Source organism: Chitiniphilus eburneus (genome assembly GCF_005048205.1).
GTDB classification, from domain to species: Bacteria; Pseudomonadota; Gammaproteobacteria; order Burkholderiales; family Chitinibacteraceae; genus Chitiniphilus; species Chitiniphilus eburneus.
On record NZ_SUMF01000007.1, the window covers coordinates 27,618 to 51,692 of the forward strand.

A 24,075-nucleotide genomic window follows, 5' to 3' on the forward strand; every position below is an offset into this window, starting at 1 on the left:
ACCACGCGGCGATCGGGAGACCATCAGGCGGGCTGCCGCCGATAGGTGACGAAGGCATAGCGCACGCCGTCGGGCTGCTGATGCGCTTCGCGACTTTCCTCGTGCCACTCGCGGGTGGAGAACTCCGGAAACCAGGCATCGCCTTCGGGAGCGAGTTCGACTTCGGTGAGATGCAAGGTATCGGCCAGCGGCAATGCCTGGCGATAGATTTCACCGCCGCCGATCACGAAGACCATGCCATCGCCCGCCGCCGCCAGCGCGGCGGCAATATCGGGAAACACTTCCGCCCCCGGCGCCGACCAGCCGGGATTGCGGCTGACCACCAGATGGCGCCGGCCGGGCAGCAGGCCCGGCAGCGATTCGAAGGTCTTGCGCCCCATCAGCATCGGCGAGCCCATGGTCAGCGCCTTGAAGCGCTTCAGGTCGTCCGGCAGGCGCCACGGCAGGCGGTTGTCCACCCCGATGACGCGGTTGCTGCCCACGGCGGCGATCAAGGCCAGCGGCATCAGCCGCGTGCCGCGAGGAAAGCGGCGACGGCGCGATCCAGCCGCGCCAGGCCTTCGTCCATGTCGGCATCCGTCACCACCAGCGACGGCGCCAGCCGGATCACGTTGGGGCCAGCCATCAGCACCATCAAGCCCTGCAAGGCGGCCTGGGCCAGGATTTCGCGCGCCTGCCCGGCGTATTCCGCCTTGAGTTCGGCGCCGATCAGCAGCCCCCGGCCACGCATTTCGGCAAATACGCCATGACGGGCGTTGATGGCCTCCAGGCCCGCGATCACCCGGTCATGCTGGCGCAGCACGCCGCCGAGCACCTCGGGGGTGTTGATGGTGGCCACCGCCGCGCTGGCCACGGCGCACGCCAGCGGGTTGCCGCCATAGGTGGTGCCGTGCGTGCCCACCGCCAGGTATTTGGCCAGCGCGCTCGTGGTAAGCATGGCGCCGATCGGGAAGCCCCCGCCCAGACTCTTGGCACTGGTCAGGATGTCCGGCACCACGCCGTATTCCATGTAAGCATACAGGTGGCCGGTGCGCCCCATGCCGGTCTGCACCTCGTCGAAAATCAGGTAGGCACCGTGCTTGTCGCACAACTGGCGCGCACCGAGCAGGAACTCGCGCGAGGCCGGCAGCACGCCGCTTTCGCCCTGGATCGGCTCGATGATGACCGCGGCGGTGTCGTCGTCGATCAGCGCGGCCAGGCTGTCGAGGTCGTTGTAGTCGAAATGCTCGATACCGGCCGGGCGCGGGCCGAAGCCATCGGAATACTTGGGCTGGCCGCCGACGCACACGGTGAAGAAGGTACGGCCATGGAAGCTGTTATAGGCGGATAGCACCTTGTGCTTGCGCTCGCCATGCAGTTCGATGGCGGCGCGGCGCGCCAGCTTGAGCGCGGCCTCGTTGGCTTCGGCGCCGGAATTGCAGAAGAACGCGCGCTCGGCGAAGGTGGCATCGACCAGTTGCTCCGCCAGCGCCAGCGCCGGCTCGTTGGTGAACACGTTGGACACGTGCCACAGGGTATTGCCTTGCTCGGTCAGCGCCTTGACCAGCACCGGATGGCAATGCCCCAGCGCGTTGACGGCGATGCCGCCCGCCAGGTCGATGTACTCGCGCCCCTCCTGGTCCCAGACGCGGCTGCCCGCGCCACGCACCGGCACGAAGGCGGCGGGAGCGTAGTTGGGCACCATGTACTGATCGAAATCGGAGCGGGAGAGCGACATTGCGGGTCCTTTCTGGGCGGGCGGTCGGAAAACCCGAATCTTAAAACAAGGCTGGCGCGCTGGATATCGCATCCGCCCTGCGTTCGGCGGCCTGTGGCGGCGCACGCCGGGGCCGAACGTGAAAACGGACCGGAGCCTGCGCGCCGGTCCGCCACGAAGCCGTCACCGGATCAGCGCGACTGGCCGGCCAGGTACAGCCAGGTTTCCACCACGGTGTCGGGGTTGAGCGAGATGGTCTCGATGCCCTCTTCCACCAGCCATTGCGCAAAATCGGGATGATCGCTCGGCCCCTGGCCGCAGATGCCGATGTATTTGCCCTGGGCGCGGCAGGCGCGGATCGACATCGACAGCATGGCCTTCACCGCATCGTTGCGCTCATCGAAGCTGACCGACACCGGGCCGCCGGAATCGCGGTCGATCCCCAGCGTGAGTTGTGTCATGTCGTTGGAGCCGATCGAGAAGCCGTCGAAGTGTTGCAGGAACTGCTCGGCCAGCACCGCGTTGGCGGGAATCTCGCACATCATGATCACGCGCAGGCCGTTTTCGCCCCGCTTCAGACCATTGGCCGCCAGCAGGTCGATCACGTCGGACGCTTCTTTCACGGTGCGCACGAACGGGATCATCACCTCCACGTTGACCAGCCCCATGCCGTCGCGCACTTTTTTCATGGCGCGGCATTCCAGTTCGAAGCAGTCGCGGAAGCTGGCATCCACGTATCGCGAAGCGCCACGGAACCCGATCATGGGGTTCTCCTCATGCGGCTCGTACATCGGCCCGCCCAGCAGGTTGGCGTACTCGTTCGACTTGAAGTCCGACAGCCGCACGATCACCTTCTTGGGCCAGAATGCGGCCGCCAGCGTGGCAATGCCCTCGGCCAGCTTGTCGACATAGAAATCGACCGCCGAGCGATACCCCGCCATGCGGTCCTCGACCTGGCCCTTCAGCTCGGCCGGCAAGTTCGGATACGCCAGCAACGCCTTGGGGTGGACGCCAATCATGCGGTTGATGATGAATTCCAGCCGCGCCAGCCCCACGCCCTCGCTGGGCAACTGGCAGAACTCGAACGCCAGTTCCGGGTTGCCGACGTTCATCATCAGCTTGACCGGCGACGGCGGCATCTTTTCCAGCGCCACATCCTGGCGCTCGAACGCCAGCAGCCCCGCATACACATTGCCGGTATCGCCCTCGGCGCACGACACGGTGACTTCCTGGCCGTCATGCAGCAGGCGGGTGGCGTCGCCACAGCCGACCACCGCCGGGATGCCCAGCTCCCGCGCGATGATGGCCGCGTGGCAGGTACGTCCACCGCGATTGGTGACGATGGCCGACGCGCGCTTCATCACCGGCTCCCAGTCGGGGTCGGTCATGTCGGACACCAGCACGTCGCCAGGGGCCACCTTGTCCATTTCCGACACGTCGCGGATCACCCGCACCTTGCCCTGGCCGATCTTCTGGCCGATGGCACGGCCGGTGGTCAGCACGTCGCCGCGTTCCTTCAGGCGGAACTTGGACAATTTCTCGGCCGAGCTTTCCTGTGACTTCACCGTTTCCGGCCGCGCCTGCAGGATGTAGAGCTTGCCATCGACGCCGTCGCGGCCCCATTCGATGTCCATCGGGCGCTGGTAGTGCGCCTCGATGATCAGCGCATAGCGCGCCAGCTCCTCGACCTCGGCGTCGGTGATCGAGAACTGCCGGCGCTGATCCAGCGGCACGTCCACTGTCCTGACCGACCGCCCGGCACGCGCCTCGGTATCGAACTCCATCTTGAGCGCCTTGCCGCCCAGGTGCTTGCGCACCAGTGCCGGCCGGCCCGCCTCGAGCGTGGGCTTGTGTACGTAGAACTCATCCGGGTTGACGGCGCCCTGCACCACCGTCTCGCCCAGGCCGTACGAAGCAGTGACGAACACCACCTGGTCGAAGCCGGTTTCTGTATCCATCGAGAACATCACGCCGGCCGCGCCCAGGTCGGAGCGCACCATGCGCTGCACACCGGCCGACAGCGCCACCAGCTTGTGATCGAAACCCTTGTGCACCCGGTAGGCGATGGCACGGTCGTTGTAGAGCGAGGCGAATACTTCCTTGATCGCGTGCAGCACATTCTCGATGCCGACGATGTTGAGGAAGGTTTCCTGCTGGCCGGCGAACGAAGCGTCCGGCAGATCCTCGGCAGTCGCCGACGAGCGCACCGCCACGGTGGAATCGCCGCCCAGCAACGCATAGTGCGCGCGGATTTCCGCCTCCAGCGCGGGTGGAAACGGCGTAGCGACGATCTGCTCGCGAATCAGCCGGCCGGCCTGCGCCAGCGCCTTTACGTCTTCGACGTCCAGATTGGACAGGACGTCGTCGATCCGGCGCGCCAGGTTGCCGTGGGCCAGGAACTCGCGATAGCCGTCCGCCGTGGTGGCAAAGCCACCAGGCACCCGCACGCCCTTGGCGTCGAGCTGGGAAATCATCTCGCCCAGGGAAGCATTCTTGCCCCCGACGCGCTCCACATCGGTCATGCGCAGGTGGGAAAATTCGATTACGTATTGTTCGCTGAGTGTCGGGCTCATTACAGGGCCTCTGTTGCGTTGCAAAAAGATGGTTACCCCATTCTAGGCGGTGAACGGGGAGCGCATAGTGGGGTAATCCTCTATGAATCGAAGCAGATCACGGAATTTGAGCGCATCGCGCAAAACCAGTACCGGCGCGCCATTGCGCGGTGACGACCGGAATAGCGCACACCCTTTTCCGGCAATCCGCGCCAAAGGTGAATCGTTCACGCGGGCGATACCCGGCCCAAACGGTAGGATCGGGGATTTCCCGCTATTGGCAGCCCCGCGACCACCCCTTTATGCTGCCGCGATTGTGCAGCGCAAACACGCACGGAGTGACGCATGCCTCGCACCGCCTTCTTTGTCTCCGACCGAACCGGCATCACGTCGGAAATGCTGGGCCATACCCTGCTCACCCAGTTCGAGGACGTGCAATTCCACCGCGTGACGCTACCCTTCGTCGATACGCTGGACAAGGCGCGCGAGGCCGTGGAGCAGATCCGCCAGCAGGCAAGGCTGGACCAGTGCCGCCCACTGGTGTTCTGCACCATGATCGACGAGGACCTGCGCGCGGCCTTCCAGATCGAAGAAGCCTTCACCCTGAATTTCTTCGAGGCCTTCATCGGCCCGCTGGAACACGAACTGAGGCGCAAATCGTCGCACACCGTGGGCAAGTCGCACGGCATCGCCAATTTCGAGGAATACAAGACGCGGATCGATGCGGTGAATTACGCCATGATCCATGACGACGGCGTGATGCCGCGCGACCTGAGCGATGCCGACATCATCCTGATCGGCGTATCGCGCGCCGCCAAGACGCCCACCTGTCTTTACCTGGCGCTGCAATACGGCATCAAGGCCGCCAATTACCCGCTGACGCCGGAAGACTTCGGCCAGCACACACTGCCACGCCTGCTGCTGCCCTATCGCAACAAGCTCTTCGGCCTGACCATCGACCCCGAGCGTCTGGCGCAGATCCGCGAGGAACGCAAACCGGGCAGCAAGTATGCATCGCTCGACAACTGCCAGTTCGAGGTGAACGAAGCCGAAGCGCTGATGCGGCACGTGGGCGTGCCCTACCTGGCCTCGACCACGCGTTCGATCGAGGAACTGGCGACCACGATCATGCATCGCGCGGGGCTGACCCGCCGGAATTATTGAGCGCCGGATGGCCCATCAAGCATCGATCGAAGGCCATCTGCAAGCCGGCCAGCGGCCAGGCCGCACGCTTCGCCTTGCGCGGCGCGGTGGTTCATGGGAAGCGGTTTAAAAGACAACTGAATTCCGGACAACTGCACCACAGACAGGCCTGCGGTTGTCCTTCACTGGAGTGGTTACATGCCCCGCACCGCGTTCTTCGTTTCCGGTCGTACCGGTATCACCGCCGAGATGCTCGGCCATAGCCTGATCAGCCAGTTCGACGACGAAGTGAATTTCCGCCGCATCACCATTCCCTACATCGATACGCCGGAAAAAGTGGAAACCGCGCTGGCGCAGATTCGCGAGCAGGCGCGGACCGACGGTTGCAAACCCGTGGTGTTTTCCACCTTCATCAATGAAGAGACGCGCAAGCGCTTCTTCATCCCCGAGGCAATCACGCTGGACATGTTCGAATCGTTCATCCAGCCGCTGGAAGACGGCCTGGGCGTGCAATCGTCACATACTGCCGGGCGCGCGCACCGCATCAGCAATTTCGAGGAATACCAGAACCGGCTGGACGCGGTGAATTACTCGATGAGCCACGACGACGGCGGCATCTCCCGCAACCTGGGCGATGCCGACATCATCCTGATCGGGGTATCGCGCGCCGGCAAAACGCCCACCTGCCTTTACCTGGCACTGCAATACGGCATCAAGGCCGCCAATTATCCGATCACGCCCGAGGACTTCGCCGCGCACACGCTGCCGCGCGCGCTGATGCCGCATCGCAACAGGCTGTTCGGCATTTCGATCGGCCCCGAGCGGCTGGCGCAGATCCGCCATGCGCGCAAGCCCGATAGCCAGTATGCATCGCTGGACATCTGCCGACGCGAGGTGGAAGAGGCCGAATCGCTGATGCGCCAGGCCGGCATTCCGTTCCTGAACACCACCACCCTGTCGATCGAAGAACTGGCGACCACCATCATGCATCGCACCGGCATGAAGCGGCGGGTGTACTGAAACTGCGCGCCGACGCCCTGGCGGCGCTTTCGTCGCCCCTTGCCAGCCTGTAAACTGCCGGTTTTGCTCCCGCGTTCCGCCGATCCAATGTCGCTTCAAATTCCCGCCGATACGCCGGTCGCGTTCGAATTCAAGAGCCTGTCGCTCAAGCTGCTGTCGTTCGTGCCCGCCACGCTGGACGCCGCGCGCCTGGAAGCGGCGCTGCGCGACAAGCTGGGCGATGGCGAACACATGCTCAGCGGCGAGCAGCTCGCCATCGATTTCGACAGCCTGCCCACGCTGCCCAGCGCAATGGAGATCGCAGCACTGATGCAGTTGCTGCGCCAGTTCGGCCTGAAGCCGGTCGCCGCCCGCGGCGGCAACGACGACCAGCAGGCCGCCGCGCGCGAAGCCGGGCTGGTGGTGTTGTCCGACGAAGCGACGGCCGTGGTGCCGCCCGCCAAACAGGTGGAAAAGCCGGTCCCGGCAATGATCGTGAGCCGGCCGGTCCGTACCGGCCAGCAGGTCTATGCGCGCGGTGGCGACCTGGTGGTGCTGGCGCTGGTCTCGGCCGGCGCCGAGGTGATCGCGGACGGTAACATCCATGTTTACGCGCCGTTGCGCGGCCGCGCCCTGGCCGGCGCGCGCGGCGACGTCAGTGCCCGGATCTTCACCACCTGTCTGGAGGCTGAACTGGTCTCCATCGGCGGTGTGTACCGTACGCTCGACGACGCATTGCCGACATCGCTCAAATCCAAGCCCGCGCAAGTGCTGCTCGACCAGGAAAAACTGGTGATCGAAGCTCTGGCCGGCTGATCTCACGCGGCGGCGCCCGATGGGCGCCGACCAATCCAAGAACCTAGGGGATTCATCAAGTGGCGAAAATCATCGTCGTAACTTCGGGCAAGGGTGGCGTCGGCAAGACCACCACCAGCGCGAGCTTCGCATCCGGCCTGGCCCTGCGCGGCTTCAAGACCGCCGTGATCGACTTCGACGTCGGCCTGCGCAATCTGGACCTGATCATGGGCTGCGAGCGGCGCGTGGTCTACGACTTCGTCAACGTGATCCACGGCGAAGCGTCGCTGAAGCAGGCGCTGATCAAGGACAAGCACTGCGACAACCTGTTCATCCTTCCCGCCTCGCAAACGCGCGACAAGGATGCGCTCAGCCGCGAAGGCGTGGAAAAGGTGATCAAGGACCTGATCCACGACGGCTTCGACTACATCGTGTGCGACAGCCCGGCCGGCATCGAGACCGGCGCGCTGATGGCCGCCTATTTCGCCGACGAGGCCATCGTCGTCACCAACCCCGAAGTCAGTTCGGTTCGCGATTCGGACCGCATCATCGGCATTCTCGACGCCAAGTCGCGCAAGGCCGAGGAAGGCGGCACGGTGAAGACCCACCTGCTGATCACCCGTTATTCGCCCAAGCGCGTCGATACCGGCGAGATGCTGTCGCTGGACGACGTACAGCACCTGCTGCGCATCCCGCTGATCGGTGTCGTGCCCGAATCGGAAACGGTGCTCCAGGCATCGAACTCCGGTACCCCGGCCATTCACCTCGCCAACAGCGATGTGTCGGAGGCCTACAAGGATGTCGTGGCCCGGTTCCTCGGCGAAGAAAAACCCCTGCGCTTCATCGAAGCGCCGAAGCAGCCGTTATGGAAGCGGCTGTTCGGAGGCTGATCCATGTCTATTCTGAATTACTTTTTTGGTGAAAAGAAAAAGAGCGCGTCGGTTGCCCGCGAGCGCCTGCAGATCATCCTCGCCCACGAGCGCGCCGGCCGGCACACCCCGGATTACCTGCCGCAGTTGCAGAAAGAACTGATCGAAGTGATCTCCAAATACGTCGCCATCAATCCGGACGACATCAAGGTGCAGCTCGACAAGAAGGACGACTTCGAAGTACTGGAAGTGAATATCGTTTTGCCTGAAGCGGCAAAGCGTTAAAATCCTGACTGACTGCATAGATCCAAAGAGAGGCGCAGCCTCTCTTTGTCATTTTCGGGGAGCCTCATGCCCATCACGATCAAGACCAACGAAGATATTGCCAAGATGCGCATCGCCGGCCGGCTGGCCTCCGAAGTGCTCGACTACATCACGCCGCACGTCGTGCCCGGTGTCACCACCGCCGAACTCAACCGCCTGTGCCACGATTACATGATCAACGTACAGGGCACTGTTCCCGCGCCGCTCAACTATGCCCCGCCGGGCTACACGCCCTATCCAGCGGCGGTCTGCACCTCGGTCAACCAGGTGGTGTGCCACGGTATCCCCAGCGACAAGCCGCTCAAGACCGGCGACGTGCTGAACATCGATGTCACGGTGATCAAGGACGGCTACCACGGCGATACCAGCCGCATGTTCAATATCGGCGAAGTGGCCAACCACGCCAAACGCCTGGCGCGCGTTACCTTCGACTGCATGTGGATCGGCATCGACCAGGTGAAGCCGGGCGCCCATCTGGGCGACATCGGCGCCGCCATCCAGAAGTACGCAGAGAACGCCGGCTACTCGGTGGTGCGCGAGTTCTGCGGCCACGGCATCGGCCAGGTATTCCACGAAGAACCACAGGTGCTGCACTATGGCCGCGCCGGCACCGGGCCGGAACTGAAGCCGGGCATGATCTTCACCATCGAGCCGATGATCAACGCCGGTCGCCGCGAGATCAAAGGCCTGGCGGATGGCTGGACCATCGTCACCAAGGATCGCTCGTTGTCCGCGCAGTGGGAGCACACCGTGCTGGTCACCGAAACCGGCTACGAGATCCTGACCCTGTCGGAAGGCACGCCGCCGCGCCCCGAAAGCTGGCTGCTCGGTTGATTGCCACGGGCCGGGCGCCAGCCTGGCCCTTTTGTCCTGACGGCCCGCCCGGGAAACCCGATGCCGACCTCGCCCGCCCACCCGTCCAGCCCGCTCGCCGCCCTGCGTACCACCCATGCGGAAGGCAAGCAGGCCTTGCTGGATAGCTGTGCCAATCCGCGCCTGTCGGCACCGCTGCTGCGCCGGCTGGCAAGGCTGACCGACCGCACGCTGCAAGCGCTGTGGGCGCAACATGACTTCCCCGACGACACGCTGCTGGTCGCCGTGGGTGGCTACGGCCGGGGCGAGTTGTACCCGTATTCCGACATCGATCTGCTGATCCTGTTGCCCGACGACGCGCCACCCGCGTTGCTGTCGCAACTGGAGGCACTGATCGGCGAACTGTGGGACATCGGCCTGGAAGTGGGCCACGCGGTCCGCACCATCGCCGAATGCCTGGCCGAAGCGAAGGACATCACGGTACAGACCGCGCTGATCGAAGCACGGCGGCTGGCCGGCGATGCCGAGCGCTTCGCCGGATTCCAGGCCGCGGTGTTCCAGCACGTCGATCCCAAGGATTTCTTCGAAGCCAAGCTGCTGGAGCAACAGGCGCGCTATGGCCGGTTTCAGAACGCCACCTACAAGCTGGAACCGCACATCAAGGAAGCACCGGGCGGCTTGCGCGATCTGCACCTGGTGGGCTGGATCGCCGCCGCGCTGGGGCTGGGGCACGATTGGCGCGCACTGGCGGCGCAGGGCATGCTCACCCGCGAGGAAAGCCACAAGCTGCGCCGCGCGGAACGCGTGCTGCGCACGATGCGTATCCAGTTGCACCGGCTGGCGCGCCGCCGCGAGGATCGCATCCTGTTCGACTACCAGAACCGGCTCGCCAGCGATTTCGGCTTCAGCGACGATCACTTCAACCGCGCCAGCGAACAATTGATGGCGCACTACTACCGCGCGGCACGTGTGGTCGGGCAACTGGTGCCATTGCTGGTGCAGGCGCTGCGCGCGCGCATCTACTCGCAGGTAGGCATCGAGCTGGTGGCGCTGAACCCCCGCTTCAACCTGCGTGGCAGCGTACTGGAAATCGCCACGCCCGATCTGTTCCAGCGCCAGCCGTCCGCCATCCTGGAGTTGTTCCTGCTCACCGAGCGCGAGCGCGCCATCACCGATATCGCACCGGAGACCCTGCGCGCGCTGTGGCATGCGCGGCCGCTGATCGACGAAGCCTTCCGCAACGATCCGCACAACCACGCGCTGTTCATCCAGATGTTCCAGGAACCGCGCGGCCTGACGCGCGCCCTGCGGCGGATGAACCAGTACGGCGTGCTCGGACGCTATATCCCCGAGTTCGGCCAGGTGGTGGGGCGGATGCAGCACGACCTGTTCCACGTCTACACCGTGGACGAACATACGCTGATGGTGTTGCGCAACATGCGACGCTTCGCAGTGCCCGCCTTCACCCACGAATACCCGCTGTGCTCGCGCCTGATCGAGGAATTCGAGCGCCCGGAAGCGCTCTACCTCGCCGCGCTGTTCCATGACATCGGCAAGGGACGCGGCGGCGACCATTCAAAGCTGGGTGCCGAGATCGCCACGCGCTTCTGCACGAACCACCCGCTACACCCCGACGACGTCGAACTGGTGCCCTGGCTGGTCATGCACCACCTGACCATGTCACACGTCGCGCAGAAGCAGGACGTCTACGACCCGGCGGTCGTGATGGAATTCGCCGCGCTGGTCGGCAACGTGCGGCGCCTGTCGGCGTTGTACCTGCTGACCGTGGCCGATATCCGTGGCACCAGCCCCAAGGTATGGAACGCCTGGAAGGCCAAGCTGCTGGAAGACCTGTATCACGCCACGCTGCGGTCCCTGCGGGAACAGAATGTCGATGCCCGCTCCTGGCTGGGAGAACGCAAGGAAGAGGCGCTGCGCCTGCTGCGCCTCTACGGCCTGCGCCCCGACGCGCACGAAGCGCTATGGCAGCAATTCGACACGGTGTATTTCCTGCGGCACGAAGCGCGGGAGATCGCATGGCACACGCGTCAGCTCTATGGACGGGTCAACACGCCCCATCCGGTGGTGCGCGCCAAGCTGTCGGATTCGGGTGAAGGCTTGCAGGTACTGGTCTACGCCCGCGACGTGCCCGACCTGTTCGCGCGGATCTGCGGCTTTTTCGAGCGCGCCGGCTACACCATCTTCGATGCCCACCTGCACTCGACGCGGCACGGTTACGCGCTGGACAGCTTCTATGTCTACATCCCCGACGAGCGCGTAGGCAGCTATCGCGACCTGACCGGCTTCGTGGAATACGAACTCGCGGCCGCCATCGCCCAGAGCAGCCCGCAAACGCCGCCGACCCAAGCGCGTATCTCGCGCCAGCAACGGCATTTCCCGGTGACCCCGCACGTACTGATCCGCGCCGACGAGCGCGGACGCCACGTGCTGGCGATCACGGCAGGCGATCGCACCGGCCTGCTGTCCAGCATCGCACGGGTGCTGGCCGCGCATCATATCGACATCCACTCCGCCAAGATCATGACGCTGGGCGAGCGTGCGGAAGACAACTTCCTGGTCAGCGGCGACCTGCTGGACGACGAACAGGCCTCGCTGCAACTGGAAAGCGCGCTGCTCCAGGCGGTGCAGCCGTAGAAGCGGGCCGGACTCAAGGGCGGGAGGATCAGGAACTGTCGCAAGACGGCAAAACCGCCCAGGTCTGGCCAAGCAGCACCTGGATCGACCTCGCCACGATGTGACTTGCCATGCGGCAACACCGGCCGACAAGGCGCGACGGCACCACCGCTTCAGTGCCCCCGGGGCATGAGACCCTTCCCGGAAACCGAGGCATTGTCAGCCAGCGTATCTGCCCTGCCCCGGCCCAAAGCACCAGCCCCTGGATGACACCGTACCGTTCCTGTCTGTAAAAATCATGAGGGCAGATGCCTATCCACCGTCAAATTGGCTTTCGGTGTCCAGACCTTCGCTCAGGCGCCCCCATGTCGATCCGGGCTAGATGAGGTTTTGCTCCGCCACGCCGATATTCATGTCCAGCAACCGTGCATCGCCATCCGGATCCTTGAACTTGTTGGACAGCGGCGACAGGCGCTTGGCTTCCAGCTCGTCCAGGTAGGCGTCGGTGATGTCGCCGGTGATGTAGTTGCCGTCGAAGCAGGAGGTTTCGAATTCGACGATGCGCCCGCCGCTGGCGTCGGTGCAGGCCGCCTTCAGTGCATCCAGCTCCTGGTAGATCACCGCATCGGCGCCGATCTCCTCCGCGATGTCGGCATCGGTGCGTCCGGTGGCGATCAGTTCGGCACGCGTCGGCATGTCGATGCCGTAGACGTGCGGGAACTTCACCGGTGGCGCGGCGGATGCGAGATATACCTTACGTGCGCCGCAGTCGCGCACCATCTGCACGATCTGTTGCGAGGTGGTGCCGCGCACGATGGAGTCGTCCACCAGCAGCACATTCTTGCCACGGAACTCGACCGCGATGGGGTTGAGCTTCTGCCGTACCGATTTCTTGCGGCTGGCCTGCCCCGGCATGATGAAGGTGCGGCCGATGTAGCGATTCTTGATGAAGCCCTCGCGGTACGGCAGCCCCAGCACGTTGGCCAGTTGCAGCGCCGAGTCGCGGCTGGTGTCCGGGATAGGGATCACCACATCGATATCGAGCGCGGGCACCATGCTGCGCACCTTGTCAGCCAGGCGCTCGCCCATGTTCAGCCGTGCTTCGTGTACCGAGATGCCGTCGATCACGCTGTCGGGCCGGGCAAAGTAGACGTGTTCGAAGATACAGGGTGCCAGCTTGGCGTCCGGATGGCATTGGCGATTATGGAACTCGCCCTCGAAGGTGACGTAGATGGCCTCGCCCGGCGCAACGTCGCGCTCCAGCTTGAAGCCCATCGTATCCACCACCACCGATTCGCTGGCAACGAGGTACTCGGTGCCTTCGGGGGTTTCGTGCGTACCCAGCGCCAGCGGGCGGATGCCGTGAGGATCGCGGAACGCCACCATGCCGAAGCCGGCGATCATCGCCACCACGGCGTAGGCGCCACGCACGCGCTGGTGCACGGCGGTCACGGCGTCGAACACGATTTCCGGTGTCAGGCGGGGGCCCTGGACACGACGGCTCAGTTCGTGCGCCAGCACGTTGAGCAGCGCTTCGGAATCGCTGTTGGTGTTGATGTGCCGCAGGTCGGTGCGGTACATCTCGCTCTTCAGTTGCTTGTCGTTGGTCAGGTTGCCGTTGTGCGCCAGCACGATGCCGAACGGGCTGTTGACGTAGAACGGCTGCGATTCGGCCAGGCTGGAAGCCGAGCCGGCGGTGGGATAGCGCACATGGCCGATCCCGGCATTGCCGAGCAGCGAGCGCATGTTGCGGGTGCGAAAGACATCGCGCACCAGCCCCTGGCCCTTGTGCATATGGAAGACCAGCCCCTCCCCGGTGACGATGCCTGCGGCGTCCTGGCCACGGTGTTGCAGGACCAGCAGCCCATCGTAGAGCAGTTGGTTAACGGGGGTTTTGGCGACAACGCCGACAATGCCACACATCGAAGCTAGCCTCTCGACTCAGAACATCAACAAAGACAATCACTATTCGTAGCGCACGCGTTCCGACAAGGCCTTCGGCAGCCAGGGCAAAACCAGGCGGGCGGAGGCTTCGAACAACGGGCTGAACATCGCATCCTGCCAGGCGCGACTCTTGGGCACCGGGGTCAAACCGGCGCCGATCACGATCAGCATGACGAACAACAGGCCGCGCACCAGACCAAAGGCGCCGCCGAATACACGGTCCAGCGGCTTGAGGCCGGTGGCTTTCAGGAATTGATTCAACGTAATGCGCAACAGCGTGGCCAGCAGCCACACCGCGAAAAACAGGCCGGCGAATGCAGCCAGATAGCGTAGCTCGGCGGTGGGCAGGCCAGCGGGCACATAGGCGGCGGCTTCATCGGCATAGTTCAGCGCGACCCAGGCCGCGATGATCCAGGCGATCAACGCCATCAGTTCCTGGGCCAACCCCCGCATCACCGACAACAGCACCGACAACCCCAGGATCACGAGTACGACGTAATCGAATGCGGTCACTTGCTCACCAGCTGCGGCGCATAACCCAGCTCCGTGGCTTTCTTGCGTACGGTTTGCGCCTGCCCTTCCGACATGGGGCCGATCCGCACCCGCGTCAATGCCACGCCCTTGACGTTCACCGGCTCGCCGCGCGCCGCAAGGCCAGCGGCCTTGAGCTTGCCGACGATCTCGGCCGCCTTGGCCGCATCGCCATAGGCGCCGATCTGGACATAAACCGGATGGGTGCTGGCTGCCGCAGGCTGGGCCTCGGCATCGTCGAAGCCTTCGAGGATACGCTTGGGATCGGGGGTGGGCCTGGGCTTGGGCGTCGGGGTTGGCCTGGGCGTTGGTTCGGGGCGCGGTGTCGCGGCCGGCTCCGCCTGCGGCACGGGCGTCGGCGCGGCGGCCGGCGGGATGGGCTCGCGTTCGACCTGCTGGTTCACCAGCTTGCCCGGCAAGGCGGCCAGTGCGGCACTGGCCGTGGTCGGCGCGGGAGCGGCGGCGGGCTTGCCAGAGGCAACGCTGGGCGCGCTGGCCTCGATCACCACCGGCTGGCTGGCCTGCACCAGATTCTGCGGGGGGGCCGCATCCATCACCGTCCACAGGACGATGAGTGCGAACAGGACCAATGCAATGGCCCCCACCAAGCGGCGCCGCGCGCGTTTACGCAGCTCCAGCAATTCTTCGCTGACGTTATCTCGTGCCATGCTCACCGTTCACGCGCAGCCATGACCTCAGCCACGGTGTAGAAGGATCCGAAGACCAGGATTCTATCAGCTTCACCCGCTGCCTCACAGGCGGTACGGTAGGCGTCGCCGACGGTCGAATAGGAAGAGGTCCGGGCACGGGGCGCGGCCTGGCGCACCGTCTCTGCCAGAACGTCGGCACTGGCGGCGCGGGCGATGTCCGGCGCGGCCAGATGCCAGTGGTCGATGCGATCGGCCAGGATGGCCACCACGCCGGCGATATCCTTGTCGGCCATGGCGCCGAACACCGCATGGGTGTCGGCGGCATAACCCATGCCGTCGAGCGCCTGGCGCAGCGCGCGAGCGGCATGCGGGTTGTGCGCGACATCCAGCACCGTCTGCGGTCGTCCCGGCAGCACCTGGCAACGCGCCGGCCACTCCACCTCCAGCAAGCCGCGCTTGATGTGCCCCAGGCCGACCGGCAGGCGCTCGCGGAGGTTGTCCAGCATGGCGATGGCCAATGCCGCGTTACCCAACTGGTAAGGGCCACGCAGGGCCGGCAATGGCAGCGCATGGCGCTTGCCCGTGCGCGTGGCGCACATCCACTGGTTGCCCTCGCCTTCCTTCTGCCATTCGAAATCGCGCCCGATCAGCTGGAGGTCTGCTCCCTGCTGCGCAGCCACATCCAGTAACGCCTGCGGCGGGTTTGGGTCTGCACAGAGCGCAGGCTTGCCTGGCCGGAAGATCCCAGCTTTCTCAAACGCGATTTTTTCACGGGTGTTACCCAGATAGGATTGGTGGTCGAGATCGACATTGACGACGGCGGCAACGTCCGGAGCAAAGACATTGACCGCATCCAGTCGCCCGCCCAACCCCACCTCCATCACAGCGACATCCACGCCGGCGTCGATGAATTGCTTCATCGCGGCCAGCGTGCCGAACTCGAAATACGTCAGCGATACCTCGCCCCGCGCCGCTTCGACGGCGGCCAACGCGGCAACGATGTCGGCATCGGCCGCGGGGATCAGGTCGATACGCACGCGCTCGTTGTAATGCAGCAGGTGCGGCGAGGTGTAGGTACCCACTTTGAAGCCGGCCGCGCGCAGCATGGCGGTAAGCATGGCGCATACCGACCCCTTGCCGTTGGTGCCGCCTACGGTGAGGACGGGAAAAGTGGGAAGCAGGCCCAGCGCGTCACGCACGCGGGCCACGCGCTCCAGCCCCATGTCGATCGCGCTGGGGTGGAGTTGCTCGAGATGGCGCAGCCATTCGTCGAGCGTGTCGGCGGAAAACATCGATGGAAAACTCAGACGGAAACGGCGGGCTGTTTGATCAGCAGCGTGAGCAACTGGGCGATCTGCAGGCGTAACTCGCGGCGGTCCACCACCATGTCGATGGCGCCCTTCTCCAGCAGGAACTCGGCACGCTGGAAGCCTTCCGGCAGCGTTTCGCGCACGGTCTGCTCGATCACGCGCGGGCCGGCAAAGCCGATCAACGCACCGGGTTCGCCCATGACCACGTCGCCCAGGAAGGCAAACGATGCCGAGACGCCGCCCATGGTGGGATCGGTGAGCAACGAAATGAACGGCAGGCGTTTCTCCGCCAGCTTGGTCAGGATGGCACTGGTCTTGGCCATCTGCATCAGCGAGGTCAGGCCTTCCTGCATCCGCGCGCCGCCAGAGGCCGAGACACAGATGAAGGGCACGCCGTTCTCGATGGCGACCTGCACGCCGCGCACGAAGCGCTCGCCCACCACGGACCCCATCGAGCCGTTGACGAAGCCGTACTCGAAGACCGCCACCACCACCGGCACCGAGTGGATGGCGCCCTGCATCACCACCATGGCGTCGTCTTCGCCGACGCTTTCCTTGAAGCTGTCGAGCTGGTCGCTATAGCGCTTGACGGCCTTGAACTTGAGGATGTCCACCGGCCGCACTTCCGCGCCGATCTCGAAACGCCCTTCCGCGTCCAGCATCAGATCCAGGCGGCGACGCGCGGAGATGCGGTTGTGGAAATTGCACTTCGGACAGACGTCGAGGTTGTTTTCCAGATCGGTGCGATACAGCACCGAGCCGCAAGCGGAACACTTGTGCCACAGGCCTTCCGGCACGGCGGACTTGGTTCCCGGCTCACGACTTTTGATCTTGGGCGGCAGCAATTTTTGCAACCAGCTCATGGTTCTCTCCTTGGAGCCTGTCTTGTTGGGTCTTGGCGTCGCGATGGCCGCATGGCCCGGTCGCGCCGCTGTTCAGCGCCTGCGTGCCAACGCATGCAGGATGAACCGAATCAGGCGCGCGCGGTATCCATCGCGGCGCGTACGCTGGCCAGGAAGGCGGTCAGGCGCTCGGCCAGGCCCTCCTCGCCCGCTTCCACTTCCTGCACCAGCCGCGAGCCGATCACCACGGCGTCGGCCACCTGGGCCACGCGGCGCGCCGAATCGGCATCGCGAATACCGAAGCCCACGCCGATCGGCAGCGACAGATGCTGCTTGAGCATGGCCAGCTTGCTCGCCACGCTGTCGATATCCAGGTTGGCCGAACCGGTGACGCCCTTGAGCGATACGTAATACACATAACCGCTGGCCAGCCGCGCCGCGGCCTTGAGGCGCGACTCCGGCGTGGTCGGCGCCAGCAGGAAAATCTGGTCCAGCCCATGCGCGCGCAGCACGCCGCTGCATTCCTCGGCCTCTTCGGGCGGCAGATCCACGGTCAGCACGCCATCGACCCCGGCCGCCTTCGCCGCGACGGCAAACGCCTCGTAGCCCATCGCCTCGACCGGGTTGGCGTAACCCATCAGCACCACCGGGGTATCGGCGTCGCGCTGGCGGAACTCGGCCACCATGGCCAGCACCTGACGCAGCGACACCTTGTGCGCGAGCGCACGTTCGCTGGCGCGCTGGATCACCGGGCCATCGGCCATCGGATCGGAAAACGGCACCCCAAGTTCAAGGATGTCGGCACCGCCGGCGACCAACGCGTGCATCAGTGCCACGGTCAGCCCCGGGCGGGGGTCGCCCGCGGTGATGAACGGGATCAGCGCCTGGCGCTGCTGCGACGCCAACTGCGAAAAGACTTTCTGGATTCTGGACATGGGTCTGGTTCTGATATGCGACGAGGGCGCATGCGCCCTCCGTCCGATTGATTAGAGCTGGATGCCTTCCATGCGCGCGATGGTGGGAATGTCCTTGTCGCCACGACCGGACAGGTTGACCAGGATGATCTGATCGCTCGGCAACGTGGCCGCCAGCTTGCTGGCATGCGCCAGGGCGTGGCTGGATTCCAGCGCGGGAATGATGCCCTCGTAGCGGCACAGGTCATGGAAAGCCGCGAGTGCCTCGGCATCGGTTGCCGCCACGTACTCGGCGCGCTCGATGTCCTTGAGGTAGCTGTGCTCCGGGCCCACGCCGGGGTAATCCAGGCCGGCGGAGATGGAATGGGTTTCGATGATCTGGCCGTCCGGGTCCTGCATCAGGTAGGTACGGTTGCCGTGCAGCACGCCCGGCTTGGCATTGGCGGTCAGTGGAGCGGCATGGCGGCCGGTTTCCAGCCCGTCGCCACCGGCTTCGACGCCGATCAGCCGCACACCCGGAACATCGATGTAGGGATGGAAGATGCCGATGGCATTCGAGCCACCGCCGACACATGCCACGACGGCATCCGGCTGGCGACCGATCAGGTCGATCATCTGCGTCTTGCATTCTTCGCCGATCACGCACTGGAAATCGCGCACCAGCATGGGATACGGGTGCGGCCCGGCACACGTGCCGATGATGTAGTAGGTGCTGTCGACATTGGTCACCCAGTCGCGCATCGCCTCGTTCATCGCATCCTTCAAGGTCTTGGAACCCGACGACACGGCGACGACCTGCGCGCCCAGCAGCTTCATGCGGAACACATTGGGCGATTGCCGCGCCACGTCTTCCGCGCCCATGTAGACCACGCATTCCAGGCCGTAGCGCGCCGCCACGGTGGCGGATGCCACGCCATGCTGGCCGGCACCCGTTTCGGCGATCACCCGCTTCTTGCCCATGCGGCGCGCCAGCAGCGCCTGGCCAATGGTGTTGTTCACCTTGTGCGCGCCAGTGTGGTTGAGGTCTTCGCGCTTCAGATAGATCTGCGCGCCGCCGATCTCTTCGGACCAGCGCTTGGCGTGATAGATCGGGCTGGGGCGGCCGACGTAATGCTTGAGTTCGTAGCGGAACTCCGCCATGAAATCCGCGTCGTTGATGGCCTTTTCGTATTCGATGCGCAGCTCGTCGAGCGCGGGCATCAGCGTCTCGGCCACGTAGATGCCGCCGAACTGGCCAAAGTGGCCACGCGGGTCCGGCTGGTCGTAACGCAGGAAATCGTTCATGTCTTTCACTCCATCAGGCCGCGCGCACCGCATCGATGAACGCCGCAATCCGTTCCAAATCCTTGACACCCTTCGCCGACTCCACACCGCTGGAAACGTCCACGGCCCATGGGCTCACGCGGTTGACCGCATTGCGCACATTGTCGGGATCAAGACCGCCGGAGAGCACCAGCGGCAGCGGTAGATCGGGGGGCAACAACCGCCAGTCGAAGGCTTCGCCGGTACCGCCGGGCACGCCGTCCACGAAGGCATCGACCAGCAGACCACGCGCATCGGCATAGCGAGCCGCGTATTCTAACAAATTTACATCCGGTTTTACCCGCACGGCTTTCAGGTACGGTCGCGAGAACGCGCGGCAGTAAGCGGGCGCTTCGTCGCCATGAAACTGCAGCAAATCCAGCGGGACGCTCGCCAGCACCTCGCGCACGAAGGCCGGTTCGGCATTCACGAACAGCCCCACGCTACTGACGAAAGGCGGCAAGGCGGCGCATACCGCCGCCGCGGTGGCGATATCGACATTGCGGGGGCTGGGGCCATAGAACACCAGCCCGATCGCATCGGCGCCCAGTCGGGCGGCCTGGCGCGCCGTGGCGGCATCACGCAGGCCGCAAATCTTGATTCGTGCAGTCATGAGGGGTCCGGAGCTGGATCAGATCATGCCGTGACGGGGATCGGGCTCGCCCGGCAAGCCAAACTCGGCGGGGTAGCTCACCCCGGCCAGATAGAGGCCGTCGGGCATGAAGGTGGGTGGCGCGATACTGCGATCACGCGCGGCAAGCAGTTCGTCCATCCATTGCGGCGGACGATTGCCTTTTGCCACGTGGAGCAGCGCGCCCATGATATTGCGCACCATGTGGTGCAGGAAAGCATTGGCGGAGAAATCCAGTACCACCATCCGCCCGTCGGCATGGAGGTCGAGCTTGTGCAATGTCTTGACCGGCGTCCTGGCCTGGCATTCCGCGGCACGGAAGCTGGAAAAATCGTGGGTTCCCAACAAGCGCTGCGCGGCCTCGCGCATGGCCTCCAGATCCAGCGCCTGATGTGTCCAGCCGACACGCCCGGCCATCAGCGCGGGCCGCACCGGATGATTCAGCAACAGATAGCGATAATGGCGTGCCATGGCGGAAAAACGGGCATGGAACGAATCCGGGACTTCCCTTGCCCACAGCACCGCCACCGCCGGCGGCAGAAAGCTGTTCACGCCACGCACCCAGGCTGTCAACGGTCGCGAAGCATCGGTTTCGAAGTGGGCGATCTGGCGGGTGGCGTGCACGCCGGCATCGGTACGCCCCGCCGCATGCAACCGCACCGCATGCCCTGCCATGCGCGACAATGCACCCTCCAGCGCGATCTGAACCGTGGGCTGATCCGGCTGAATCTGCCAGCCGGCAAAAGCACGACCATCGTATTCGATGGCGATCGCGTATTTCATCTGTTTGGACTAGCGCAGCATCAAGACCAGCGTGGCAATCACCCCCAGCAGGATCGCGCTCAGCAGCGCGCGTTGCCGGGGCCCGAGGGCGGAAGGCGGCCATTGTAAGGCAAGGGGCACTCCGGCGTCCCACTCCCGGTCGTCGGACAATGCCCGCCACAAGCGACGCCACCCCGGGCGTTCGTCGAGGAAGCGGTCGGCATACGCCAGCGTGAGCGCCAGCCGCAACGCGGCCCGGCGCCGATCCAACCCCAGAAACGACAATGGCGCGGCCAGAACATGCATGCCTTCGAACAAGGCCTCTCGCGCCATCCCACCAAGCAGCCATTGCAGGCTGAGCACGATACCCACCAGGCGCAATGCCTGGATACCCCCGGCCAGCAACCCTTCCTGCGTCGGCGACCAGCCATGAGGCCACAGATACTGGCCTGGCACACTCCAGCCATACACCAGGACCAGCGCGAGCAGCAGCATCCGCATTCGACGCAACGCGTGCAGCAGCCGATGCGGTGAACGCCATGCCAGCCACGCCGCACAGGCTGCGACCCCAAAGCAAAGTGGCGTGGGCCGCATCCACTGCACGCCACACGCCACCCAGAACCAGCACAGCATGCGCTGGGCCGGATGGGCCCAGGCGCCGCCGCTTTTCATCACAGCGAATCGAGCAGGCTGCGGGCCTCCCCTTGCTGCATTGCATTTCCTTCCGCCAGCGCTTCCTGAAGGATTTCCCGTGCGCCTTCCACATCGCCCATGTCGATATAGGCGCGCGCCAGATCGATCTTGGTCTGAACCGGGTCCTCGGCCGAGAAGTCGAGTTCGTTGACCGTATCCTGATCCAGGTTGATCGGTGTGGGTGCTGGCGTTTGGGTAGCAGTCGGCACGGAGGTATCGTCCAGGTTGAAATCAAAGTCGAGGTCGATGCCTTCGCTGCCTGCCGGCGCCTGCTCAACGGGGGACAAGGCGGAAAGATCCAGATCGAAGTCGCCAGCCGTGGCCGGCGCAGCGGCTGTTTCGGCCACCGGGTCGGCCAACGTCGGACGATCCAGGTCCAGGTTGAAGTCAAGGTCGTTGAATGCATCCGGCTCGGCGGCGGGCTCCGGAGCCGGGGCGGCCAGATCCAGCGGCTCCTCCAGCGCATCCGGAGCGAATTGTGCTTCCGGTGCGGCCGGCGCGGCCACCTCCGGCACCACGAAGGCATCCAGATCGAAGTCGAGATCGGCAGCCTTCGCGGGCGCCGGCTCTGGCGCGGCAACCTGCTGTGGCTGCGCGGGTTCGTCGAAGCCCAGGTCCAGATCCAGCGCTGCCGCCGATGCGGCGGCAGCGGCTGTCCCCGCTGCTGCCGGCGCAAAGCTGGCAGCAGGCGTGGTATCGACAAAGCCCTGTGCATCCGCCCCGCCATGGCCGTCCTTGCGGGCATAGAGCGGGTTTTCCGGATCGATGTTGCGACCCAGGTAAGACGCTTGCTCCCAGACCGGGCCATGGCCATTGGTATTGGCAAACAGATCGGCGGCGATTTCCTCGAACGAGGTCCGATCCTTGCGCGCGGAGTAGATTTCCAGCAGCTTCATGCGGATTTCGTTGCGCGACGGATCCTTGGACAACGCATCTTTGAGGATTTCCTCCGCCTGGGTATCGCGACCATAGGCCATGTAGACCTCGGCCTCGGCAATCGGGTCGACCTCATCGGTATCGATGGTGCCCAAACCCTGGCGGCTGAAGTCGGTCAGGAAGGAATTCTCGGTCGGCTGGGTGCTGATCACCGCGCCGCCGGTATTGCCCAGCACCGTGTTCGGCTTGAGGTCGCCACCGGTGATGATGCTGTCCTCGAACACCGCCGGACGACGGCGGCGTGCCCAGATCAGGCCACCAACACCGAGCGCCAGCACGGCAATGCCGCCCACCAGCAGCATCGAGTTGCTCAGCAGGCTGTCGAGGAAGGATTCCTCTTCCGCCGGCGCCTCGATCTGCACCGGGGCGCGGCGTCGCTTCTTCGGCGCCGAGGCGGGCTCGCTTGCCACCGGGGCCACGACGGCTGCCGAAGCGGCCGACGCGGTCACTGCCGCAGCGCTGGATGCCACCACCGGCGTCGGCTCGGGGGTCGGGACAGCAGTCGGTGTCGGCGTTGGCACAGACGTCGGGGTCGGAGTCGGTTTGGCGGCAGCCGGTGTCGACACTGCCTTGCCCTGGCCCTTCAGCGCCAGCATCTTCTCCATGTCGCGAACCGTCTTTTCCAGTTCGCCAACGCGCTGATTGGCCTCGGTCAAGGCCTTCTGCCTTGCCACGGCCTCTTCTTCAAGACTGCGGATGCGGGCCTGGGCATCGCCCTTGCCACCCTTGTCGACCCCCTTCGAAAGCCGCAAGGTGTCGCGATTTTCGGCCTGGGCGGCGCCCTTGTCTTCGACCTGGGCGGAAATCTTGCCCGATGCGCTCTGGCCTTGCTCGGCGCTCGGGCCGGTGGTTGCGGCATCGGCGACGCGCTGGCGATAGGCGCGCCAGTTTTCGGCCTGCAACCGGATTTCCTTCGCGGCTTCGGCGCGGGGAACGGCCTCGATCTCTTCGCGGCCCGGCACGCGCAGGATCTTCCCGCGCTTGAGCCGATTCATGTTGCCGGCAAAAGCATCCTGATTATTGCGGTAGAGCGCGACTAGCACCTGATCGAGGTTGACGCCCTCGGGGCGGACCGCGCCGGCGATCGACGACAAGGTATCCCCGGCCTTGACGCGATATTGGTCGGCGCCTGCCTGCTCGCCGGCACTGGCTTGCGGCGCCGCAGTGGCGCGCGAGGAGCGGGTGGGCTCTGCGGCGGGGCGCGCGGCGGCCGCAGGTGCGGGAGTTGCACCGGCCTTGCCGGACAATCGGCCGGGCAACGCGGTCGGCGCGGTGGCACGCGCGGCGCTGTAATCGACCGGGTCGATCAGCGCGGTGTATTCACGCTGGATATGCCCGTTGGCCCAATTGAGCTCCACCAGCAGGTCCAGGAACGGCTCGCTGATGGGTTGAGCCGAGCTGACCGCAACGTAGTACTGTCCACCCGCCCGCTTTTCGATATTCAGGCGCAGGCCCAGCGATGGTGGCGGGTACTGGATCTGAGCGGTGGAAAATGCCGCCGGCGAAGCCAGGCTGACGACCAGCGAGTCGGCCTCTTCAGCCGCAACGGACACGAGGTCGATTTCCCCACGAAACGGCTGCCCCAGGCCGGACTGCACGTTCAGCCGACCCAGCCCTGCCGCATTCAAATAAAACGGCGTGGCCAGCATCATGGCCAAAACGCAGGCCTTGATCTTTGGTTTGCTCAGCACGATTTCCCCCAGTTGGCTCATTTATTACGGCCGATATACGCAGC

The 24,075-nt window shown here is 64.9% G+C and carries 21 protein-coding genes; 7 read left to right on the forward strand and 14 right to left on the reverse strand.

Annotation, left to right across the window (positions count from 1 at the left end; genetic code table 11):
• Positions 1-23 precede the first annotated feature (23 nt).
• The 3 genes from FAZ21_RS08520 to ppsA form a co-directional block, all read right to left on the reverse strand.
• Positions 24-506 (reverse strand): dihydrofolate reductase, encoded by a 483-nt coding sequence (locus FAZ21_RS08520; protein WP_136772936.1) that lies wholly within the window; start codon positions 504-506, stop codon positions 24-26.
• Positions 506-1,717, reverse strand: coding sequence for an acetylornithine/succinyldiaminopimelate transaminase (locus FAZ21_RS08525; protein ID WP_136772937.1), 1,212 nt, complete (start codon positions 1,715-1,717; stop codon positions 506-508). The genes FAZ21_RS08520 and FAZ21_RS08525 overlap by 1 nt, the downstream gene beginning before the upstream one ends.
• Positions 1,718-1,887: 170 nt before the next feature.
• Positions 1,888-4,269: a phosphoenolpyruvate synthase gene (ppsA, locus tag FAZ21_RS08530; protein ID WP_136772939.1), complete on the reverse strand. Its 2,382-nt coding sequence runs from the start codon at positions 4,267-4,269 to the stop codon at positions 1,888-1,890.
• Positions 4,270-4,593: 324 nt separating this feature from the next.
• Here ppsA and ppsR (FAZ21_RS08535) point away from each other — a divergent pair, with 324 nt between their 5' ends.
• From ppsR (FAZ21_RS08535) to FAZ21_RS08565, 7 genes are all read left to right on the forward strand, one after another.
• Positions 4,594-5,412, forward strand: a complete 819-nt coding sequence (gene ppsR, locus FAZ21_RS08535) for a posphoenolpyruvate synthetase regulatory kinase/phosphorylase PpsR (protein ID WP_136772941.1) — start codon at positions 4,594-4,596, stop codon at positions 5,410-5,412.
• Between the two features lie 177 nt (positions 5,413-5,589).
• Positions 5,590-6,411 (forward strand): posphoenolpyruvate synthetase regulatory kinase/phosphorylase PpsR, encoded by an 822-nt coding sequence (gene ppsR, locus FAZ21_RS08540; RefSeq protein ID WP_136772943.1) that lies wholly within the window; start codon positions 5,590-5,592, stop codon positions 6,409-6,411.
• Between the two features lie 87 nt (positions 6,412-6,498).
• On the forward strand, positions 6,499-7,206 hold the full coding sequence (minC, locus tag FAZ21_RS08545; RefSeq protein WP_136772945.1) for a septum site-determining protein MinC: 708 nt from the start codon (positions 6,499-6,501) through the stop codon (positions 7,204-7,206).
• A gap of 59 nt (positions 7,207-7,265) precedes the next feature.
• Positions 7,266-8,075, forward strand: a complete 810-nt coding sequence (gene minD, locus FAZ21_RS08550; protein WP_136772947.1) for a septum site-determining protein MinD — start codon at positions 7,266-7,268, stop codon at positions 8,073-8,075.
• A gap of 3 nt (positions 8,076-8,078) precedes the next feature.
• On the forward strand, positions 8,079-8,339 hold the full coding sequence (minE, locus tag FAZ21_RS08555; protein WP_136772949.1) for a cell division topological specificity factor MinE: 261 nt from the start codon (positions 8,079-8,081) through the stop codon (positions 8,337-8,339).
• 66 nt (positions 8,340-8,405) lie between these two features.
• Entirely contained in the window at positions 8,406-9,212 is an 807-nt protein-coding gene (gene map / locus FAZ21_RS08560; RefSeq protein WP_136772951.1) for a type I methionyl aminopeptidase, read from the forward strand.
• Positions 9,213-9,272: 60 nt separating this feature from the next.
• Positions 9,273-11,846, forward strand: coding sequence for a [protein-PII] uridylyltransferase (locus tag FAZ21_RS08565; protein ID WP_136772953.1), 2,574 nt, complete (start codon positions 9,273-9,275; stop codon positions 11,844-11,846).
• Between the two features lie 357 nt (positions 11,847-12,203).
• Here the strand turns inward: FAZ21_RS08565 and purF are convergent, their stop codons facing one another.
• From purF to FAZ21_RS08620, 11 genes are all read right to left on the reverse strand, one after another.
• On the reverse strand, positions 12,204-13,748 hold the full coding sequence (purF, locus tag FAZ21_RS08570) for an amidophosphoribosyltransferase (protein WP_136772955.1): 1,545 nt from the start codon (positions 13,746-13,748) through the stop codon (positions 12,204-12,206).
• 42 nt (positions 13,749-13,790) lie between these two features.
• Positions 13,791-14,282 carry a CvpA family protein gene (locus FAZ21_RS08575; RefSeq protein WP_136772957.1) on the reverse strand — a complete coding sequence of 164 codons (492 nt, stop codon included), beginning with the start codon at positions 14,280-14,282 and terminating at the stop codon, positions 13,791-13,793.
• The gene (locus tag FAZ21_RS08580; RefSeq protein WP_136772959.1) at positions 14,279-14,968 is read right to left on the reverse strand and encodes an SPOR domain-containing protein; all 690 of its coding nucleotides are present in this window, start codon (positions 14,966-14,968) and stop codon (positions 14,279-14,281) included. The genes FAZ21_RS08575 and FAZ21_RS08580 overlap by 4 nt, the downstream gene beginning before the upstream one ends.
• A 2-nt stretch (positions 14,969-14,970) precedes the next feature.
• On the reverse strand, positions 14,971-16,242 hold the full coding sequence (gene folC, locus FAZ21_RS08585; protein ID WP_136772961.1) for a bifunctional tetrahydrofolate synthase/dihydrofolate synthase: 1,272 nt from the start codon (positions 16,240-16,242) through the stop codon (positions 14,971-14,973).
• A gap of 11 nt (positions 16,243-16,253) precedes the next feature.
• Positions 16,254-17,123, reverse strand: coding sequence for an acetyl-CoA carboxylase, carboxyltransferase subunit beta (gene accD / locus FAZ21_RS08590; protein ID WP_136772963.1), 870 nt, complete (start codon positions 17,121-17,123; stop codon positions 16,254-16,256).
• Positions 17,124-17,233: 110 nt separating this feature from the next.
• On the reverse strand, positions 17,234-18,037 hold the full coding sequence (gene trpA, locus FAZ21_RS08595; RefSeq protein ID WP_136772965.1) for a tryptophan synthase subunit alpha: 804 nt from the start codon (positions 18,035-18,037) through the stop codon (positions 17,234-17,236).
• A 51-nt stretch (positions 18,038-18,088) separates the two neighbouring features.
• Complete coding sequence (trpB, locus tag FAZ21_RS08600) at positions 18,089-19,300, reverse strand: tryptophan synthase subunit beta (protein ID WP_136772967.1); 1,212 nt, start codon at positions 19,298-19,300, stop codon at positions 18,089-18,091.
• Between the two features lie 13 nt (positions 19,301-19,313).
• A complete protein-coding gene (locus tag FAZ21_RS08605) occupies positions 19,314-19,931 on the reverse strand; it encodes a phosphoribosylanthranilate isomerase (protein ID WP_136772969.1) in 618 nt (205 codons plus the stop codon).
• Positions 19,932-19,949: 18 nt separating this feature from the next.
• A complete protein-coding gene (gene truA / locus FAZ21_RS08610; RefSeq protein WP_136772971.1) occupies positions 19,950-20,732 on the reverse strand; it encodes a tRNA pseudouridine(38-40) synthase TruA in 783 nt (260 codons plus the stop codon).
• 9 nt (positions 20,733-20,741) lie between these two features.
• Entirely contained in the window at positions 20,742-21,206 is a 465-nt protein-coding gene (locus FAZ21_RS08615; RefSeq protein WP_136772973.1) for a hypothetical protein, read from the reverse strand.
• 176 nt (positions 21,207-21,382) lie between these two features.
• Positions 21,383-24,052 carry a motility hub landmark protein FimV gene (locus FAZ21_RS08620; protein ID WP_136772974.1) on the reverse strand — a complete coding sequence of 890 codons (2,670 nt, stop codon included), beginning with the start codon at positions 24,050-24,052 and terminating at the stop codon, positions 21,383-21,385.
• Positions 24,053-24,075 lie beyond the last annotated feature (23 nt).